Origin of the sequence: Klebsiella sp. KE9456, from assembly GCF_043832615.1 — a bacterium.
GTDB lineage: Bacteria > Pseudomonadota > Gammaproteobacteria > Enterobacterales > Enterobacteriaceae > Klebsiella > Klebsiella indica.
Window position 1 is genome coordinate 85,905 of record NZ_JBDYQK010000019.1, and the last position, 20,618, is coordinate 106,522.

Consider the following 20,618-nt stretch of genomic DNA (forward strand, 5'->3'; position numbering starts at 1 on the left):
CGAAGAACCGTAATGCTGCAAAATATCCGAATTGTACTGGTAGAAACCTCACACACCGGCAATATGGGCTCTGTCGCCCGCGCAATGAAAACCATGGGGTTAACTAATCTCTGGCTGGTTAATCCGCTGGTAAAACCCGATTCTCAGGCTATCGCTCTGGCGGCCGGCGCCAGCGACGTGATTGGCAATGCAAATATTGTCGATACCCTCGATGAGGCGCTATCGGGGTGTAGCCTGGTGGTCGGTACCAGCGCTCGTTCGCGTACGCTGCCGTGGCCAATGCTCGACCCTCGCGAATGTGGCCTGAAAAGCGTCGCTGAAGCCGGGCATGCGCCGGTTGCGCTGGTATTTGGCCGTGAACGCGTCGGGCTCACTAATGATGAACTGCAAAAGTGCCACTATCATGTAGCCATCGCGGCGAACCCGGAATACAGCTCATTGAACCTCGCAATGGCGGTGCAGGTGATCGCCTACGAAGTACGCATGGCCTGGCTGGCGGCGCAGGCGCAAAACGCGCCCGCCGTTGAACACGAAGACACTCCTTATCCGCTGGTCGATGACCTGGAGCGTTTCTACGGTCACCTTGAACAGACGTTGCTGGCAACCGGTTTTATTCGCGCCGGTCATCCGGGACAAGTCATGAACAAGCTGCGCCGTCTGTTTACCCGCGCCCGCCCGGAGAGTCAGGAGCTGAATATCCTGCGCGGTATGCTGGCGTCGATCGAGCAGCAGAAAAATAAAGAGTAGTATTGCACGTTATTACCCGGCGGCGCGATGCTTGCGCAAGCCTGCGGTTGTGTCAGTTGGATAAGCGTAGCGCCACCCGACAATCGCGGTGGGAGCACGGAAAGCTTAATACCTGACTAAAACAGTCAAGTAAATAGTTGACCAAATTACTCGGGAATGTCAGACTTGGCCTTGCTATGCAATACCCATTTTAATAAAAAGCCCGGGCAGGGGCGAGTTTGAGGTTAAGTAAGACATGAGACTGACATCTAAAGGGCGTTATGCTGTGACCGCGATGCTTGACGTTGCGCTCAACTCTGAATCAGGTCCGGTTCCGTTGGCGGATATTTCAGAGCGTCAGGGAATATCGCTTTCCTATCTGGAGCAGCTGTTCTCTCGCCTGCGTAAAAATGGCCTGGTTTCCAGCGTTCGTGGGCCGGGCGGCGGTTATCTGTTGGGTAAAGAAGCGGGTAGCATCGCCGTTGGCGAAGTTATCAGCGCAGTGGATGAATCCGTTGACGCCACCCGTTGCCAGGGTAAAGGCGGCTGCCAGGGCGGCGATAAATGCCTCACTCATGCGCTGTGGCGCGATCTGAGCGAGCGGCTGACCAGTTTCCTGAATAACATCACGCTGGGTGAACTGGTGAATAACCAGGAAATCCTTGATGTCTCCGGTCGTCAGCACAATCATGAATCTCAGCGTAATGCCCGTGCTCAGGATGCTATCGACGTTAAACTGCGCGCGTAGTTCTTATTTTGTTTCATCTTGCAGCTGTCCGGCTGCAAGATGAAACGCGCTGAGTAAAAACGATAAAAAGATTTCAGAATCAGGCCGGGATATTCCATCATCCTGTCTACTCGGTCGTACATCAAGCCGGTTGCCTGATTCCTTGCATTGAAGCGATGTACGGAGTTTATAGAGCAATGAAATTACCGATCTATCTCGATTACTCCGCAACCACGCCGGTGGACCCGCGTGTTGCCGAGAAAATGATGCAGTTCCTGACGCTGGACGGGACCTTTGGTAACCCGGCCTCTCGTTCACACCGTTTCGGCTGGCAGGCTGAAGAGGCGGTAGATATCGCCCGTAATCAGATTGCCGATCTGGTCGGCGCCGATCCGCGCGAAATCGTCTTTACTTCCGGCGCGACGGAATCCGACAACCTGGCGATTAAAGGTGCAGCCAACTTTTATCAGAAAAAAGGCAAGCACATCATCACCAGCAAAATTGAACACAAAGCCGTGCTGGACACCTGTCGTCAGCTGGAGCGCGAAGGGTTTGAAGTGACCTATCTCGCCCCGCAGCGTAACGGCATTATCGATCTGAAAGAACTGGAAGCAGCGATGCGTGATGACACCATCCTGGTTTCCATTATGCACGTCAACAACGAAATCGGCGTCGTGCAGGATATCGCGACCATCGGCGAAATGTGCCGCGCCCGCGGTATTATCTATCATGTTGACGCGACCCAGAGCGTGGGCAAGCTGCCTATCGACCTGAGCCAGTTGAAAGTGGATCTGATGTCTTTCTCCGGCCATAAAATCTATGGTCCGAAAGGTATCGGTGCACTGTACGTGCGTCGCAAACCGCGTGTGCGTATCGAAGCGCAGATGCACGGCGGCGGTCACGAGCGCGGCATGCGTTCCGGTACGCTGCCTGTCCACCAGATCGTCGGTATGGGCGAAGCCTACCGTATCGCGAAAGAAGAGATGGAAAGCGAAGTGGCCCGCCTGCGCGGCCTGCGTAACCGTCTGTGGGAAGGCGTAAAAGACATGGAAGAGGTCTACCTGAATGGCGATCTTGAACAGGGCGCGCCGAATATTCTTAACGTCAGCTTTAACTATGTTGAAGGCGAATCGCTGATTATGGCGCTGAAAGACCTGGCGGTTTCCTCCGGTTCAGCCTGTACTTCCGCAAGCCTTGAGCCATCCTACGTGCTGCGCGCGCTGGGGATGACCGATGAGCTGGCGCACAGCTCCATCCGTTTCTCTTTAGGTCGTTTTACAACCGAAGAAGAGATTGACTACACCATCAATCTGGTTCGCAACGCCATTGGCCGTCTGCGCGAGCTTTCTCCGCTGTGGGAAATGTTCAAACAGGGCGTGGATCTGAACAGCATTGAATGGTCACATCACTAATTCGGTTTCAATAAGGAGAATTCATCATGGCTTACAGCGAAAAAGTTATCGATCACTACGAGAATCCGCGCAACGTCGGCTCTTTCGACAATAGCGACGAAAATGTCGGTAGCGGCATGGTTGGCGCGCCGGCATGTGGCGACGTGATGAAGCTGCAGATTAAAGTCAACAATGAAGGTATCATTGAAGACGCGCGTTTCAAGACCTACGGCTGTGGTTCCGCCATCGCTTCCAGCTCCCTGGTGACCGAATGGGTGAAAGGGAAATCGCTGGATGAAGCGCAGGCGATTAAAAATACCGATATTGCCGACGAGCTTGAGTTGCCGCCGGTGAAAATTCACTGCTCTATTCTGGCGGAAGACGCGATTAAAGCCGCGATTGCGGATTACAAAAGCAAACGTGAAGCAAAATAATTAAGAGTTGAGGTTTGTTATGTCGATTACTTTAAGCGACAGTGCGGCAGCGCGAGTCAATACCTTTCTGGCCAACCGCGGAAAAGGGTTTGGTCTGCGTCTGGGAGTGAGAACTTCCGGCTGTTCAGGTATGGCTTATGTACTGGAGTTTGTTGACGAACCGGCGGCAGAAGACACCGTGTTTGAAGACAAAGGCGTGAAGGTCGTGATCGACGGCAAAAGTTTGCAGTTCCTCGACGGTACGCAGCTGGATTTCGTCAAAGAAGGTCTTAACGAAGGGTTTAAGTTCACCAACCCGAACGTGAAAGACGAGTGCGGCTGCGGCGAAAGCTTTAACGTGTAATCACGTTTCTCTGTTATACCGATTAATTCGTGTTGCAGAAAGGCGGCAAGCGAGTGAATCCCAGGCGCTTACTTAAGTAAGTGACTGGGGTGAACAAGTGTAGACAACGCATCTGCAGCGCGAAGTAAGAAGGTATAGCCCCACCGTAGTCTCGCTGCGCGTGGGGTTTGCTTTATCTCGTTAACCCTGAGGTCGCTATGGACTATTTTACCCTCTTCGGGTTACCGGCCAGCTATACCCTTTCGTTAGAACCCCTGGCTGCCCGGTACCAGGAGCTACAGCGCCAGTATCACCCTGATAAATTCGCCAGCGGTACCGCGGCTGAACAGCTTGCCGCCGTACAGCAGTCCGCGACCATCAATCAGGCGTGGCAAACTCTTCGTCATCCGTTGACCCGCGCCGAATATCTCCTTTCGCTTCACGGTTTTGATCTCGCCAGCGAGCAGCATACCGTACGCGATACCGCGTTTCTGATGGAACAGCTTGAGCTGCGGGAAGAGCTGGATGAAATAGGCAAAGCGAAAGACGAGGCGCGGCTGGAAGGCTTTATCAAGCGTGTCAAAGCGCAATTTGATACCCGGCATCAACTGATGGTTGAACAACTGAATAACGAGACGTGGGAGGCGGCGGCGGATACCGTGCGCAAGCTGCGTTTTCTCGATAAACTGCGAAGCAGTGCGGAACAACTCGAAGAAAAACTGCTCGATTTTTAATTTTCGGAAGCAATTATGGCCTTATTACAAATTAGTGAGCCTGGCCAGAGCGCCGCGCCGCACCAGCGACGTCTGGCGGCGGGTATCGACCTGGGCACCACCAATTCGCTGGTTGCTACCGTGCGTAGCGGTCAGGCCGAAACGTTAGCCGACCATCAAGGGCGCTATCTGCTGCCGTCGGTAGTTAACTATCAGGCCTCGGGTTTGACGGTTGGCTATGCGGCGCGACAGAACGCGGCCCAGGATCCGGTCAACACCATCAGCTCCGTCAAGCGCATGATGGGGCGCTCTCTTACTGATATCGAATCCCGCTACCCGCATCTGCCTTATCAGCTACAGGCAAGCGAAAACGGTCTGCCGATGATCCAGACCGCCGCTGGTCTGCTGAACCCGATTCGCGTCTCTGCCGATATTCTGAAGGCACTGGCTGAGCGCGCCACCGAGGCGCTGGCAGGAGAGCTTGATGGCGTAGTGATTACCGTTCCGGCCTACTTCGACGATGCCCAGCGTCAGGGGACCAAAGACGCGGCGCGTCTGGCGGGTCTTCATGTGCTGCGTTTGCTGAACGAACCGACAGCGGCGGCGATTGCCTACGGCCTGGACTCCGGTCAGGAAGGGGTCATTGCGGTTTACGATCTCGGCGGCGGTACTTTTGATATTTCCGTGCTGCGTTTAAGCCGCGGGGTATTTGAAGTGCTGGCCACCGGCGGGGATTCCGCGCTTGGCGGCGATGACTTCGATCATCTGCTGGCCGATTACCTGCGCGAGCAGGCGGGTTTCAGCGATCGTAGCGATAACCGCCTGCAGCGTGAACTGCTGGACGCGGCCATTGCGGCGAAAATCGCCCTCAGCGACGCCGATGTTACGCGCGTAAATGTTGGCGGCTGGCAGGGGGAAATCACCCGCAGCCAGTTTAATGACCTGATCGCGCCGCTGGTGAAGCGTACGCTGCTGGCCTGCCGTCGCGCCCTGAAAGATGCTGGCGTGGAGGGGCATGAGGTGCTGGAAGTGGTGATGGTCGGCGGCTCTACCCGCGTGCCGCTGGTACGCGAGCGCGTCGGAGAGTTCTTTGGCCGTTCCCCGCTGACCTCCATCGATCCGGATAAAGTCGTCGCCATCGGCGCGGCGATTCAGGCGGATATTCTGGTGGGCAATAAGCCGGACAGCGAACTGCTGCTGCTCGACGTTATTCCGCTCTCGCTGGGTCTGGAAACCATGGGCGGTCTGGTGGAGAAGGTGATTCCGCGCAACACCACCATTCCGGTCGCGCGCGCCCAGGAGTTCACCACGTTCAAAGATGGTCAGACGGCGATGTCTATCCATGTGATGCAGGGCGAGCGCGAGCTGGTGCAGGATTGCCGCTCCCTGGCGCGCTTTGCGCTGCGCGGCATTCCGCCACTACCGGCGGGCGGGGCGCATATTCGCGTGACTTTCCAGGTGGATGCTGACGGTCTGCTGAGCGTGACGGCGATGGAGAAATCGACCGGCGTCGAGGCTTCTATCCAGGTGAAACCGTCCTATGGCCTCACCGATGGCGAGATCGCCAATATGATCAAAGATTCAATGAGCTACGCTGAACAGGATATTCAGGCACGTATGCTGGCCGAGCAAAAAGTCGAAGCCGCACGTGTTCTGGAAAGTCTGGCGAGCGCGCTGGCCGCCGACGCCGCGCTGTTAAGCGCCGCAGAGCGTCAGGCTATCGATGACGCTGCGGCGCAGGTTCGCGCCGCAGCGGCAGGCGATGACGCCGATGCGATTAAAGAAGCGATTAAAAATATCGACACACAAACCCAGGAATTTGCCGCACGTCGTATGGATCAATCGGTCCGTATTGCGCTGAAAGGCCAATCCGTGGACGAGGTTTAAAATGCCAAAAATTGTTTTTCTGCCCCATCAGGACCTGTGTCCGGATGGCGTAGTTGTGGAAGCTGAAACGGGTGAGACCATTCTTGATGCCGCGCTGCGTAGCGGAATCGAGATTGAGCACGCCTGCGAAAAATCTTGTGCCTGCACCACCTGCCACTGCATCGTACGCGAAGGCTTTGACTCGCTGGCTGAAAGTACCGAAGATGAAGACGACATGCTGGATAAGGCGTGGGGGCTGGAGCCCGATAGCCGTCTGAGCTGCCAGGCGCGCGTGACCGACGAAGATTTGGTCGTCGAAATTCCGCGCTATACCATCAACCACGCACGCGAGCATTAATATGGGACTGAAATGGACCGACAGTCGTGAAATCGGCGAAGCGCTGTATGACGCTTTCCCGGATCTCGACCCGAAAACCGTTCGCTTCACCGATCTGCACCAGTGGATTTGCGATCTCGAAGAGTTTGATGACGATCCGAACGCATCCAATGAAAAAATTCTTGAGGCGATTCTGTTAGTCTGGTTAGACGAAGCCGAATAATTTTCGCGTCATGATCCCCGTTGCAGAGGTGTTGTCCACGTTGCTGCAACGCGAATCATTTAGAGTCTATCCCATTAGGGCTATTTTGCTTGTCATTTTGAACCTGGGCAGTGCTCAGAATCCTCACGTACTACGTGTACGCTCCGGTTCTTCCGCGCTGGCCGTGTTCAAACTGTCTGCGCCAATAACGCCTGGTGGGATAGGCTCTTAGCGAGAAAAATCTAACGGGCTGCCAGAGGGTGGCCCGTTTGCTAATAAGGATAAATAAAATGACCGAAGCTATGAAAATTACGCTTACTGCTCAACCAGCCGATGCGCGCTGGGGAGAAAAAGCGTCTTACAGCATTAATAACGACGGTATTGCCCTGCATCTGAACGGCAAAGACGACCTGGGATTGATCCAGCGCGCGGCGCGTAAAATTGACGGTCTGGGCATCAAACACGTTGCGCTTGACGGTGAAGGCTGGGATAGCGATCGCGCCTGGGCGTTCTGGGCGGGTTATAAAGGGCCGAAGGGGAGTCGTAAAGTTGAGTGGCCAGCCCTGGATGACGCGCAGAAAAGCGAACTGGACAACCGCCTGACCATTATCGATTGGGTCCGCGATACCATTAATACGCCTGCGGAAGAGCTGGGGCCGGAACAGCTGGCGCAGCGTGCGGTAGACCTGCTGTGCAGCGTCGCCTGCGACAATGTCACTTACCGCATTACTAAAGGCGAAGACCTGCGCGAGCAGAATTACCTCGGCCTGCACACCGTTGGCCGCGGGTCCGAGCGTCAACCGGTTCTGCTGGCGCTGGATTATAACCCAACCGGCGATAAAGACGCCCCGGTGTATGCTTGCCTGGTGGGTAAAGGTATCACCTTTGATTCAGGTGGTTACAGCATCAAGCAAAGCGCATTTATGGATTCGATGAAGTCCGATATGGGCGGCGCGGCGACGGTAACCGGTGCGCTGGCGTTTGCCATAACCCGCGGCCTTAATAAACGCGTGAAGCTGTATCTGTGCTGCGCTGATAACCTGATTAGCGGCAACGCCTTCAAGCTTGGTGATATTATTCGTTATCGCAACGGTAAAACCGTCGAAGTTATGAATACCGATGCTGAAGGTCGTCTGGTGCTGGCGGATGGCCTGATTGACGCGTCCGCGCAGCAGCCGGAGCTGATTATTGATGCCGCCACCCTGACCGGCGCGGCGAAAACCGCGCTGGGCAATGATTATCATGCATTGTTCAGCTTTGATGATAATCTGGCGAATCGTCTGCTGGCGAGCGCGCAGGCGGAGAATGAAGCCTTCTGGCGCCTGCCGTTGGCTGAGTTCCACCGTGGTCAGTTACCGTCGAACTTTGCTGAACTGAATAACACTGGCAGCGCGGCCTATCCGGCTGGCGCCAGTACGGCGGCAGGCTTCCTGTCCCACTTTGTGGAAAACTATCAGCAAGGCTGGTTGCATATCGACTGTTCGGCGACTTACCGCAAATCTGCGGTTGAACAGTGGGCGGCGGGGGCGACCGGTCTCGGCGTGCGTACCATCGCAAATCTGCTGACCGCGGAATAATCTTTGACCCTCTCCCCACAGGGAGAGGGCGCTGTGCGGCTTTCTCCCGCGTTGCCTGCGGGAGATGGCGGGATTGGGGCATCACCGTTCTGGAACCACTATGTCCGAAACTAAAAATGAGCTAGAAATCTTGCTGGAGAAGGCGGCCACCGAGCCCGGTCATCGCCCGGCATTTTTCCGTACCTTGCTGGAAGCCACCGTCTGGGTTCCGGGAGCTGCGGCAGAGGGTGAGCCGGTCGCTGAAGATAGCGTGCTGGATCTGCAGCACTGGGAAAAAGACGACGGCACATCAGTGATCCCTTTTTTTACTTCTCTGCAAGCGTTGCAAGAGGTTGTTAAAGACGAGCAGTCTTTTGTCGCGATGCCGGTGCGTACGCTGTTCGCCATGACCCTCGGCGAAACGCTCTATCTCAACGCTAAGCTGCCAACCGGCAAAGAGTTTGCGCCGCGCGAGATTAGCCATCTGCTGGGGGAAGAGGGGAGTCCGCTCAGTTCCCAGACCGTGCTTGAAGGCGGGGAGTCGCTGCTGCTTTCCGAAGTTGCCGAGCCGCCCGCGCAGATGGTGGATTCGCTGACCACCTTGTTTAAAACCCTGAAGACGGTGAAGCGCGCTTTTTTGTGCTCCATTAAAGATAGCGCCGATGCGCCAGCCAACCTGTTGATTGGTATCGAAGCGGAAGGCGATATTGAGGAGATTATTCAGGCTACGGGCAGCGTCGCCACCGATACCTTTCCCGGCGACGAGCCGATTGATATCTGTCAGGTGATGGAGGGGGAAAAGGGGATCAGCCACTTTATGATTGCCCACATCACGCCGTTCTATGAAAAGCGCTGGGGCAGTTTCCTGCGCGACTTTAAGCAGAACCGCATTATCTGAATATCACCGGGGGCTTGCGCCCCCGGTGTGTTATCTACTGTGTCGGTTCAATGGGCAAATCCGTTCGCGCCCCCCATTCGCTCCATGAGCCATCATACAGGGACACACCGTTGACGCCCAGGGTGGTGAGCGCCAGCACCACGACTGCCGCCGTTACGCCGGAGCCGCAGCTGGCAATGATTGGCCGCGTAAAATCCACTCCCTGACGGGCGAAAATCTCGTTCAGCTCATCGACGGTTTTTAGTTCGCCGTTCATGACCAGTTCAGTCCAGGGTACGTTCAGCGCACCGGGAATATGCCCTTTGCGCAAGCCTGGACGCGGTTCCGCGACGATGCCATTAAAGCGCGCTGCCGGGCGGGCATCGACGATCTGCGCCGATCCCTCATGACTGACTAACAGCACATCGGTCAGGCGTTTGATCACCTGCGGATCGAAACGGCCGTCAAAATCCCCTTCCGCCAGATCCACAGGCCCTTGTTCCAGCGGTAGCTCATCGCGACGCCAGCCTTCAAGCCCGCCAGCAAGAATCGAGACCTTTTCGACACCGAAAGTCCGCAGCATCCACCAGGCGCGCGGGGCGGAGAAGAGATTGCCTTCGTCGTACACCACCAGATGCTTATCGCTGTTAACGCCAAGTTCGCGCATCGCGACGGCGAATGTCTCCGCGCGCGGCATCATATGCGGCAGCGGGCTGGTATGGTCGGAGAGCGCTTCAATATCGAAAAAGAGCGCGCCGGGAATGTGGCCTGCCAGGTATTCGGCGTTGAGATCGCGATCTTCTTGCCCCGGCGCCGCCATCCGCGCATCGATTATCTGGATTTCCGGGTCATTAATGTGTTCCGCCAGCCAGTCGGCGGCGACAAAAAATGAGGTAGACATAAGTGCCTCCGTGTCATCAACAATTAAGTGATTGTTGTTGTTTTTTGCCTTATGGACAAGGCATTTTCAAGAGGAGGCGGCGGTAATGTGAGACGCCCCCGAACGGGTCGGGGGAACAGACGCTTAAAACTGGCTTTGCCGCAGGTAGCGCCAGGCGTACTGCGCATACAACTCCGCACCGTTTTTCATCACCTGCTCATCAATATTAAAGCAGCCATGATGATGCGCATAATCGCTGCCTTTCTCTTTATTACCTGAGCCTAGCAGTGCGAACGCGCCGGGAATATTTTCCATATAAAAGCTGAAATCTTCGCCGCCGGTGGTCGGCCTTTCGTTGAAAAGAACATCCTCGCCAAAGGCGTCGCGAATAACCGACTGCGCCAGCAGTGCGCTGCGTTCCTCGTTGATCACTGGCAGCGTGCCGTAGCGGTACTCCACCTCGGCAGTCGCGCCATAAACAGCGGCGGTGTGCTCCGCGTAGCGGGCGATCGCCGCCTCCAGACGTTGGCGGGCTTCAATGCTGAAGCAGCGCACGGTGCCATCAAGTACGGCATTTTCGGCAATGACGTTAAAGCGCGTGCCGACATCCATTTTGCCGATGGTGACCACGGCAGACTCCAGCGGTGACGTTTCGCGCGCCACGACAGCCTGCAGGTTCATAACGAAAGCCGAAGCGACCACCGCCGCATCGACGCACGCTTCCGGCATTGAACCGTGTCCGCCGCGGCCGCGGAAAGTGACTTTCAGTAAATCCGCCGATGCAAATGATGATCCGACGTTGCAGGAGATTTTTCCGGACAGCGTGACTGACCAGATATGCATACCAAAAACGTTATCCACGTTGTCGATTGCCCCCTGTTCGATCATCGCCTTCGCGCCTTCGGCAATCTCTTCCGCAGGCTGAAAGATCAGCCGCACGTTACCCGCAAGCTGTTCGCGGATTTCATATAACGCGCGGGCGGCGGTCAGCAGCATGGCGGTATGTGAGTCATGACCGCAGGCGTGCATTTTCCCTGCGGTTTGCGACTTGTAGCTGAGCCGATCGTTTAGTTCCAGCACCGGTAACGCATCCATATCGGCGCGCAGGGCTACCGTTTTCCCCGGCTGGCCGCCGGTGATGTCGGCGATAATCCCGGTGGGATGGGTACGACGGAAAGGAATGCCGATGGCCTCCAGCCCGGCGGCGACGCGATCGGTAGTGCGCTCCTCCTCCCAGGGGAGTTCCGGGTGGGCGTGAAGGTCGCGGCGAAAAGCGATCATCGCCTGTTCTTCCCTTGCGATAATGGCTGTAATAGCTGGATTAATCATTTTGTATCTCCATATATAGCTGAACGTTCAATGTGCTCAACTGACAGCGGGCGTCAGGTAGCTGACCAGGATCCCGGCTAACACCACTGAAACCATGGTGACGGAGATAAACCCGCCAACCAGCATCGGCGCCAGCATGTGGTGAGTCAGTATCTGCCGCTCTTTTTCATCATGAGTGAGGGCGTTGATAGCTTCGTTGGTAATAATGTAGTCGGCGGGAAAACCGTACAGTGCGGTCAGAGAGATGGCGTACGACATTGGACCGCTAACGCCAAGCAGTTTCCCGACCAGCCAGGAGACGATAAACATGCCGATGACCGCCGTGGCGATTAATACCACCATCGGGAAAATCAGGCGCAGCAGCATCTCCGGGGTCGCTTTATTCAGCGTATCAAAGATAAATAGCATCAATGCCATAATGGCGAAACCAAAGCCGTTGGCTTTATGCAGGGTGTGTTTTTCCAGGAAACCTAACGAAGCAAAGACCACGCCAAAAAACAGACACAGCACGAAGGGGCTAATGTTGACCAGCGGTTTTGCGAGATCGGAGACAACCCAGGCCAGACAAGCGACCAGCGCCAGGCGCAGGAATTTAAAGTAGTTGCTGTTATAGCCGACGGGGATTTTGCTGAACAGGCGCGGCATGTGTTCCTCGCCAACGGCGGTGAGGGGCTGCTCATTAGGGATACTATCAGGTTGGTACTCGCCGCGGCGATAACGGGCAAGAACCGCTTTGCCTTCGCGCTGCAGCATAATGGCGGTCAACGGGTATCCGGCGAAGCCTTGCATTACGTAGATCAAAATAGCGAAGACCGACAGGTCCACCAGCCCGGCGTTACTCGCGCCTTGCGACATAATCAGCGATGACACAATCCCGCCGACCAGCGGAGGAATGGTCACCAGTGCGGTGTTGCGGTCAAACAACACCATAGATACGGCGAAAACCCCCGCCGTTATTCCGGCAATACCGGCGAAGGAAATGACCACGGTCTTCCACTGCTGCACTAATTCTTTAAGCGACAGCAGTGTACCCATATTGGTGATTAATAGATACATCATCATTATGGCGACAGGGGTACCTATTCCGGCCTGGCTGACAATATCCGCCGGGAAAAATGTCCAGTAACCAATTAAAAACAACACCGCGCAGACAAATACCGAAGGAATCCAGGCTTTTGTGCGAGTAGAAACAACGTCGCCGATATAAAGAATGAAAATAATAACCGACAGTGCGACCATTTGTGACATAAATAATTTCCATATTATTCATCCCGTAAATGTTTTATGGGATGGGTTGATGTTGTGTTATCGAAGAAACTGCGGAACTGGCAGCTAATATCGTCGCCTCAGAGGGATAATTTATAATTAAAGGCATTGATAGATATCAAGTAATGGAAATTATGTAGGTTGTCAATTTATATGTCTGATGAGAGTAATAATTCAGAAAAAAAAGTCATATCGCCGATGATATTCAATACGGATACCCGTTCCCTTTCAGGATGCATATTGGTCAGTCGCCAGAATCTATCCGGTCACTTCGCTTGCGTAAGCTTACAGGTTCCTTTTCGCCGCCATTCAGATGCAACGCGGATGATTTTTTCTATGTGAGAAGAATGTTGCTCTTTGATATTTTGATAATTAATTCATTGCAGATATTCGTTATCCACACCCATTTTTGTTTCACATCGTTCAATATCACCGGCTGGCGAGCCATTGGTAATTTTGTCGTTAAGGCATAATAATGTGTTCACTGAATGTATCTGGCTCTCGGGCCGAGGGGTTAGAAGGATGAAACCATTTCGTTTGGCGGCGCTCTCGCTGGCGCTACTCACCGCATTATCGTTGACTGGCTGCGATGACAGCGGCAAACCACAGGCGGTCGCCCCTGCGGCCTCCGCGGTAGCGGATAAAGACAGCGCGAAACCGGACAGCGACAGGCTGGCGGCGCTGGCGGAAAAAAGCCAGGGCAAAGCGCTGACGCTGCTTGATGCCTCAGAAGCACAGCTTGACGGCGCGGCGACGCTGGTGCTGACCTTTTCTATCCCTCTGCAGCCGGATCAGGATTTCTCCCGTAGCGTGCATCTGGTGGACAAAAAAAACGGCAAAGTGGACGGTGCCTGGGAGCTGGCGCCGAACCTGAAAGAGCTGCGGTTTCGCCATCTGGAGCCAAAACGTGAGCTGATTGTCTCGGTAGACCCGACGCTGACGGCGCTAAATCACGCGACGTTTGAGCGCAGTTTTGAAAAAACCATCACGACCCGCGATATTGCCCCGAGTATCGGGTTTGCCAGCCGCGGCTCGCTGTTGCCGGGGAAAGTGGTCGCCGGTCTGCCGGTGATGACGCTGAATGTTGATAATGTCGATGTGAACTTTTTCCGTGTCAAACCAGAATCGCTCTCCGCTTTTGTCAGCCAGTGGGAATACCGTCATTCGCTGAGCAACTGGGAGTCGGATGAGCTGCTGAAAATGGCCGATCTGGTCTATACCGGCCGTTTCGATCTCAACCCCGCCCGCAATACGCGAGAAAAACGGCTGCTGCCGCTGGCGGATATCAAACCTCTGCAACAGCCGGGCGTCTATATCGCAGTGATGAATCAGGCGGGCCGCTACAGCTATAGCAACGCCGCGACGCTGTTCACGCTCAGCGATATTGGCGTATCCGCGCACCGTTACCATAACCGACTGGATGTCTTTACCCAGAGTCTGGAAAACGGCGCGGCGCAGTCCGGTATTAATGTGCAGTTGTTGAATGCCAAAGGGCAGATTCTGGCGCAGGCGGAAAGCGACGCTCAGGGCCACGTCACGCTGCAAACCGATAAAGACGCTGCGCTGCTGCTGGCGCGCAAGGACGGGCAAACCACGCTGCTGGATCTTAAACTTCCGGCGCTGGATCTGGCTGAATTTTCTATTTCCGGCGCGCCGGGTTTCAGTAAGCAGCTCTTTATGTTTGGTCCACGCGACCTTTATCGTCCCGGCGAAACGGTGATGCTTAACGCGTTACTTCGCGATAGCGACGGTAAACCGCTGACAGAGCAACCGGTAAAGCTCGAAGTGGTACAACCGGACGGCCAGGTTATCCGTTCAACGCTCAGCAAACCGGTTAATGGCCTGTATCAGTTTACGTATCCGCTCGATAGTGGGGCAGCGACCGGAATGTGGCATATACGCGCCAGCACGGGCGATAACCAGCCGCGCGAGTGGGACTTCCATGTGGAAGATTTTATGCCCGAGCGCATGGCGCTAAACCTGACGCCGCAAAATATGCCGATTGCGCCTGTGGCGGATGTGCGTTTTGCCGTTACCGGCGCGTATCTGTACGGCGCGCCGGCCAGCGGTAACCTACTACAGGGCAAACTGTTCCTGCGCCCGCTGCGCGACGCGGTGCCTGCGCTGCCGGGCTTCCAGTTTGGCGATATCGCCGAAGAGAACCTTTCCCGTAGCCTTGATGAAGTGCGGGCCACTCTTGATGAGCAGGGGCATGCCGAAATCACCGCCGCCAGCCAATGGAAAGAGAGCCACTCGCCGTTGCAGGTGATCCTGCAGGCCAGCCTGCTGGAATCTGGCGGACGCCCGGTTACGCGTACCGTCCGGCAGCCAATCTGGCCAGCCGATACGCTACCGGGCATTCGTCCGCAATTTCCCCTGAAAGAGGTTTACGACTATCGCACCGACAGAACCGTCAGGCAGCCGGTCGTCGATGAAAACGGCGACGCCGCGTTTGAGATTGTCTACGCCGATGCCAAAGGCGAGAAAAAAGCGGTCTCCGGTTTGCAGGTGCGCTTGATTCGCGAGCGCCGGGACTACTACTGGAACTGGTCCGATAACGAGGGCTGGCAGTCGCAGTTCGATCAAAAAGATCTCCTGGAAGGCGAGGCGTCGCTGGATCTGTCTGCCGGGCAGACGGCGAAAGTGAGCTTTCCGGTTGAGTGGGGCGCGTATCGCCTGGAAGTCAAAGGGCCGGAAGATGTCGTCAGCAGCGTGCGCTTCTGGGCCGGTTACAGCTGGCAGGATAACAGCGACGGCCAGGGGGCGACGCGCCCGGATCGCGTTACCATGAAGCTGGACAAACCGGCCTATAAACCGGGCGATACCATCAAGCTGCATATTGCCGCTCCGGCGGCGGGTAAAGGTTATGCGCTGGTGGAATCGAGCGACGGGCCGCTGTGGTGGCAGGAAATAGAGGTTCCGGAACAAGGCATGGATCTGTCTATTCCGGTAGATAAAGCCTGGAATCGTCACGACCTGTATCTCAGCACGCTGGTGATTCGTCCGGGAGATAAATCACGCTCCGCGACGCCAAAACGGGCGGTGGGTCTGCTGCATCTGCCGCTTGGCGATGAAAATCGCCGCCTGAACCTGGCGCTGGACGTGCCGGATAAAATGCGGCCGAACCGGCCGTTGACGGTTAACGTTAAAGCCAGCGTCAAAGATGGCGAGACGCCGAAGCAGGTGAACGTTCTGCTCTCGGCGGTGGATAGCGGCGTATTGAATATTACCGATTATGCGACGCCGGATCCGTGGAACGCGTTCTTTGGCCAGAAGCGCTACGGCGCGGATATTTACGATATCTACGGCCAGGTGATTGAAGGACAGGGGCGACTTGCCAGCCTGCGCTTCGGCGGTGACGGCGATGAGCTCAAGCGTGGCGGCAAGCCGCCGGTCAACCACGTCATGATTGTCGCGCAGCAGGCGCAGCCAGTGGTACTGGATGATAAAGGCGAAGGCACGGTCACCCTGCCAGTCGGTGACTTTAACGGCGAACTGCGGGTAATGGCCCAGGCGTGGACGGCCGATGATTTTGGCAGCAGCGAAGAGAAAGTTATCGTTGCCGCGCCGGTAATAGCTGAGCTGAATATGCCGCGTTTTCTCGCCAGCGGAGATACCGCTCGTCTGGCGCTGGATCTCAGCAACCTGACCGATAAGCCGCAAACGCTTAATGTTGCTCTGACCGCCAGCGGCCTGCTTCAGCTGGAAGGCGGAGAACTGGCGCCAGTACAGCTTGCCCCCGGCGCGCGCAGCACGCTGTTTGTCTCCGTTCGCGCGAATGACGGTTTTGGCGACGGACAGGTTAACGCCACAATCAGCGGCCTGAATCTGCCGGGCGAAACTTTTACGCCGATGCAGAAACAGTGGACGCTGGGCGTGCGCCCGGCCTTTCCGGCGCAAACCGTGAGTTCCGGCGTGCTCCTGCAAGCGGGTGAAAGCTGGCAGGCTCCGGCCGCGCAACGTCAGGGCTTCTCGCCCGCCACGCTGCAAGGGCAACTGGTGTTGAGCGGCAAACCGCCGCTGAATCTGGCGCGCTATATTCGCGATCTGAAAGCTTATCCTTATGGCTGTCTGGAGCAGACCACCAGCGGACTGTTCCCGTCGCTCTACACTAACGCCGCACAGCTTAAGGCGCTGGGCATTCGTGGCGACAGCGATGAAAAACGGCGCGCGGCGGTGGATATCGGCATTTCGCGTCTGTTGCAAATGCAGCGTGATGATGGCGGTTTTGCCCTGTGGGATAAAGAGGGGCCGGAGGAGTACTGGCTGACCGCCTATGCGATGGACTTTCTTGTGCGTGCGGGTGAACAGGGCTACAGCGTGCCGGTTAACGCCGTCAACAACGGCAACCAGCGCCTGCTGCGTTATTTACAGCAGCCGGGGCTGATCACCGTTCGCTATAGCGATGATGCCCGGGCCAGCCGCTTTGCCGCTCAGGCTTACGCCGCGCTGGTGCTGGCGCGACAGCAAAAAGCGCCGCTCGGCGCGTTGCGCGAAATCTGGAGCCGTCACGACCAGGCGCGTTCCGGGCTGCCGCTGCTGCAACTGGGGATTGCGCTGAAAGCGATGGGCGATGTGCCGCGCGGCGATGAAGCCCTGAAGCTGGCGATGATCACGCCGCGTCAGGATGCTAATCGTTGGTTTGGCGACTACGGTAGCGAGTTGCGCGATGATGCGCTGAAGCTGGCGCTGCTGGAGGAGAACACGCTGCTGCCGGAGGCGCAAAATACCCTGTTAAGCCAGCTGGCGGAAGACGCCTATGGCCAGCGCTGGCTCTCAACGCAGGAGAGTAACGCTCTGTTTCTTGCCGGGCGCAGGTTGCAGGAGAGTCCTGGCGACTGGCAGGCACAAACTTCCCTGCAGGCCGGGCCACTCTCCGGCGATAAGGCGCAAACCCGTAATCTGACCGGCGACCAGCTGGCGGCGCTGCAGGTGAGCAACACCGGTCAGCAGCCGCTGTGGCTACGCCTCGACAGCAGCGGCTATCCGCAGAGCGCCCCGCAGCCGGGCGGCAACGTGCTGGGGATTGAACGGCAGATTTTTGATACCCAGGGGCAGCAAAAATCGCTCACTTCGCTGCGCAGCGGCGAGCTGGTACTGGTGAAGCTGGAAGTCACCGCCAGGCGTAACGTGCCTGACGCGCTGGTGGTGGATTTACTGCCGGCGGGGCTGGAGCTGGAAAACCAGAATCTGGCCAACAGCAGCGCCAGCCTGCAGGAAAATGGCGAGGTGGTGCAGAGTCTGCTGAACCAGATGCAGCAGGCGGATATCCAGCACATTGAGTTTCGCGACGATCGTTTTGTGGCCGCCGTGGCGATCAATGAAGGTCAGCCGGTGACGCTGGTTTATCTGGCGCGCGCGGTGACGCCGGGAACGTATCAGGTTCCGCAACCGCAGGTGGAGTCCATGTATGTCCCGCAGTGGCGGGCAACCGGCGCGGCCAGCGGCCCGCTGACCGTTGCTCCTTAAATGCGCGCGCTGAGTCGCATAAAGCGTCGCTGGCGCTGGCTGGCGGCGAGTATTGCCCTGTTGTGGCTGGCGGTGCTGGCGGCCGACAGAGTGTGGCCGCTGCCGCTGCATGACGTCACGCCTGCCAGAGTGGTGGTGGCGGAAGACGGGACGCCGCTGTGGCGCTTTGCCGATGCCCAGGGTGTCTGGCGCTATCCGCTGACGCTTACCGATGTGTCACCGCGCTATTTGCAGGCGCTGATCCAGTATGAAGATCGCTGGTTCTGGGATCATCCCGGCGTAAATCCCCTGGCGGTCGCCAGGGCCGCCTGGCAGGATCTGACCGCCGGGCGGGTGATCTCCGGAGGCAGTACGCTGACAATGCAGGTAGCGCGCCTGATTGATCCGCATCCTCGTACCTTCGGCGGCAAGCTGCGTCAGCTTTGGCGGGCGCTACAGCTGGAGTGGCATCTGTCAAAAAGCGAAATTCTCACGCTATATCTCAACCGGGCGCCGTTCGGCGGGACGCTACAGGGTATCGGCGCGGCCAGTTGGGCCTATCTCGGTAAACCGCCCGCGCAGTTAAGCTATGGCGAAGCGGCGCTGCTGGTGGTGCTGCCCCAGGCGCCGAGTCGCCTGCGTCCGGACCGTTGGCCGCAGCGCGCCCAGGCGGCGCGCGATAAAGTATTGCTGCGGATGCAAAGCCAGGGCGTGTGGCCGTCAAAAGCGGTGCGCGAAGCTATCGAAGAACCCGTATGGCTGTTTCCGCGCCGGATGCCGCAGCTGGCGCCGCTTTTTTCCCGCCGCGCGCTGGCGGGCAGCCGTGACGAGAAGGTGGTGACAACCCTCGATGCCGGGCTGCAGCGACAACTGGAGGATCTGGCGCTGAACTGGAAGTCGCGCCTGCCGCCGCGCAGTTCGCTGGCGATGATTGTTGTCGATCATACCAATATGAAAGTACGCGGCTGGGTGGGGTCGGCGGATATTCGCGATGACAGCCGCTTTGGTCATATTGATATGGTGTCGGCTATCCGCTCTCCCGGCTCGTTACTCAAGCCGTTTGTCTATGGTATGGCGCTGGATGAAGGGCTGATTCACCCGGCTTCTTTGTTACAGGATGTTCCGCGCCGCTTTAGCGACTATCGTCCGGGCAACTTTGATAGCGGTTTTCACGGCCCGGTTAGCGCCAGCGACGCGCTGGTCCGGTCGCTGAATCTTCCGGCGGTGCAGGTGCTGGAGGCCTACGGACCGAAACGTTTTGCCGCCCGGCTACGTAACGCCGGGTTGTCGCTGGTGCTTCCCGGAGGCGCGGAGCCAAATCTGTCGTTGATCCTCGGCGGCGCCGGAGCGCGCCTTGAGGATATGGTGGCGGCCTACAGCGCGTTCGCCCGTCATGGTAAGGCGGCGCGACTGCGTATCACGCCGGGCTCTCCGTTACTGGAACGGCCGCTGCTGTCGCCGGGGGCGGCATGGATTGTGCGGCGCATTCTGGCCGGTGAAGCGCAGCCTGTTCCCGATGCGTCGCTGACGCAGGTGGTGCCGCTGGCGTGGAAAACGGGCACCAGCTACGGCTATCGCGATGCCTGGGCAATCGGCATAAATGCCCGTTACCTGATCGGTATCTGGACCGGGCGACCCGATGGAACGCCGGTCGTCGGGCAGTTTGGCTTCGCCAGCGCGGTGCCGTTGCTTAATCAGGTCAATAACATGCTGTTGGCACGACCGACGATGAGCCGTGGCGGGTTACCGACCGATCCGCGCCCGCCATCGGTGAGCGCCGGAACCATTTGCTGGCCCGGCGGGCAGAATTTGCCGACGGGCGATGCGAACTGCCGCCGACGGCTGGCAACCTGGCTGTTGGATAAGAGCCAGCCGCCGACGCTGCTGCTGCCGGGGCAGGAAGGTATCCGCGGGATCCGTTTCCCGATATGGTTAAATGAAAAAGGGTTACGAACGGCGGCGGATTGCCCTGGCGCGATGGAGAAAACGATCGACGTCTGGCCGCTGCCGCTGGAGCCCTGGCTACCCGCAGGCGAACGACGTCTCGCCAGGTTGCCCGCGGCAGCGGCGGAGTGTTCGCCGCTGCAAATCGTCAATGCCGCTCCGCTGGGGCTATCAGGTATTCGCGAGGGGACGGTAATTAAACGTCTGCCCGGCGAGCGCAAGGTTATGCTGCCGTTGCAGACGACCGGCGGGGAAGGGCGGCGCTGGTGGTTTCTGAATGGCGCGCCGCTGACGGCGGAAGGGGCCGGCATCACCCTTAATCTTGAGCGTGCCGATAGTTACCAGTTGGTGGTGATGGATGAGAGCGGGCAGATTGTTGCCGAGAATTTCACCGTGCAATAAGCGGCGTGAGGCTTAATTGGCCGGATTTGTTGTTTACGGTCGCTTTTTTTTAAAAAAATGTTACCTAAACACATAGGCAATCGCCATAGATGATGATTATAATTCGCGCCTTATTTATACCCTAAATAATTCGAGTTGCGGGACAAAACGGTTAACCGCTTTAAACCGCGTTTCTGCTGGCCTCGTCAAGGCGAGGCC

The 20,618-nt window shown here is 57.1% G+C and carries 16 protein-coding genes; 13 read left to right on the forward strand and 3 right to left on the reverse strand.

From position 1 onward, the window contains the following. Positions 1-12 precede the first annotated feature (12 nt). The 11 genes from trmJ to sseB all read left to right on the forward strand — a co-directional run bounded on the left by trmJ (position 13) and on the right by sseB (position 9,172). Positions 13-747 (forward strand): tRNA (cytosine(32)/uridine(32)-2'-O)-methyltransferase TrmJ, encoded by a 735-nt coding sequence (gene trmJ / locus ABK821_RS18795; RefSeq protein ID WP_138361039.1) that lies wholly within the window; start codon positions 13-15, stop codon positions 745-747. Between the two features lie 235 nt (positions 748-982). Further along, the gene (gene iscR, locus ABK821_RS18800; RefSeq protein WP_138361040.1) at positions 983-1,474 is read left to right on the forward strand and encodes a Fe-S cluster assembly transcriptional regulator IscR; all 492 of its coding nucleotides are present in this window, start codon (positions 983-985) and stop codon (positions 1,472-1,474) included. A gap of 176 nt (positions 1,475-1,650) precedes the next feature. After that, positions 1,651-2,865, forward strand: a complete 1,215-nt coding sequence (gene iscS, locus ABK821_RS18805; protein ID WP_343178783.1) for a cysteine desulfurase — start codon at positions 1,651-1,653, stop codon at positions 2,863-2,865. Positions 2,866-2,891: 26 nt separating this feature from the next. Further along, positions 2,892-3,278, forward strand: a complete 387-nt coding sequence (gene iscU, locus ABK821_RS18810; protein WP_002913991.1) for a Fe-S cluster assembly scaffold IscU — start codon at positions 2,892-2,894, stop codon at positions 3,276-3,278. A 19-nt stretch (positions 3,279-3,297) separates the two neighbouring features. Then, the gene (gene iscA / locus ABK821_RS18815) at positions 3,298-3,621 is read left to right on the forward strand and encodes an iron-sulfur cluster assembly protein IscA (protein WP_004104506.1); all 324 of its coding nucleotides are present in this window, start codon (positions 3,298-3,300) and stop codon (positions 3,619-3,621) included. Positions 3,622-3,818: 197 nt separating this feature from the next. Continuing rightward, complete coding sequence (hscB, locus tag ABK821_RS18820; protein ID WP_138361042.1) at positions 3,819-4,334, forward strand: co-chaperone HscB; 516 nt, start codon at positions 3,819-3,821, stop codon at positions 4,332-4,334. Positions 4,335-4,349: 15 nt separating this feature from the next. Then, positions 4,350-6,200 (forward strand): Fe-S protein assembly chaperone HscA, encoded by a 1,851-nt coding sequence (gene hscA, locus ABK821_RS18825; RefSeq protein ID WP_138361043.1) that lies wholly within the window; start codon positions 4,350-4,352, stop codon positions 6,198-6,200. Position 6,201: 1 nt separating this feature from the next. Continuing rightward, positions 6,202-6,537 (forward strand): ISC system 2Fe-2S type ferredoxin, encoded by a 336-nt coding sequence (fdx, locus tag ABK821_RS18830; protein WP_138361044.1) that lies wholly within the window; start codon positions 6,202-6,204, stop codon positions 6,535-6,537. 1 nt (position 6,538) lies between these two features. Beyond that, a complete protein-coding gene (iscX, locus tag ABK821_RS18835) occupies positions 6,539-6,739 on the forward strand; it encodes a Fe-S cluster assembly protein IscX (RefSeq protein WP_004104502.1) in 201 nt (66 codons plus the stop codon). Between the two features lie 269 nt (positions 6,740-7,008). Further along, entirely contained in the window at positions 7,009-8,295 is a 1,287-nt protein-coding gene (gene pepB, locus ABK821_RS18840; RefSeq protein ID WP_138361045.1) for an aminopeptidase PepB, read from the forward strand. A gap of 100 nt (positions 8,296-8,395) precedes the next feature. Next, positions 8,396-9,172, forward strand: coding sequence for an enhanced serine sensitivity protein SseB (gene sseB, locus ABK821_RS18845; protein WP_308561049.1), 777 nt, complete (start codon positions 8,396-8,398; stop codon positions 9,170-9,172). Between the two features lie 34 nt (positions 9,173-9,206). Here the strand turns inward: sseB and sseA are convergent, their stop codons facing one another. The 3 genes from sseA to ABK821_RS18860 form a co-directional block, all read right to left on the reverse strand. Next, a complete protein-coding gene (gene sseA / locus ABK821_RS18850) occupies positions 9,207-10,052 on the reverse strand; it encodes a 3-mercaptopyruvate sulfurtransferase (protein ID WP_138361047.1) in 846 nt (281 codons plus the stop codon). 123 nt (positions 10,053-10,175) lie between these two features. Continuing rightward, on the reverse strand, positions 10,176-11,360 hold the full coding sequence (locus ABK821_RS18855) for a M20 family metallopeptidase (protein ID WP_343179086.1): 1,185 nt from the start codon (positions 11,358-11,360) through the stop codon (positions 10,176-10,178). Positions 11,361-11,396: 36 nt separating this feature from the next. Beyond that, positions 11,397-12,608 (reverse strand): hypothetical protein, encoded by a 1,212-nt coding sequence (locus tag ABK821_RS18860; protein WP_343179087.1) that lies wholly within the window; start codon positions 12,606-12,608, stop codon positions 11,397-11,399. A gap of 540 nt (positions 12,609-13,148) precedes the next feature. Between ABK821_RS18860 and ABK821_RS18865 the strand changes: the two genes are divergently transcribed. Together ABK821_RS18865 and pbpC are read left to right on the forward strand one after the other, a co-directional pair. Beyond that, positions 13,149-18,095: an alpha-2-macroglobulin gene (locus ABK821_RS18865; RefSeq protein WP_343179088.1), complete on the forward strand. Its 4,947-nt coding sequence runs from the start codon at positions 13,149-13,151 to the stop codon at positions 18,093-18,095. Then, a complete protein-coding gene (gene pbpC, locus ABK821_RS18870; protein ID WP_343179089.1) occupies positions 18,096-20,420 on the forward strand; it encodes a peptidoglycan glycosyltransferase PbpC in 2,325 nt (774 codons plus the stop codon). The last annotated feature ends 198 nt before the right edge of the window (positions 20,421-20,618 follow it).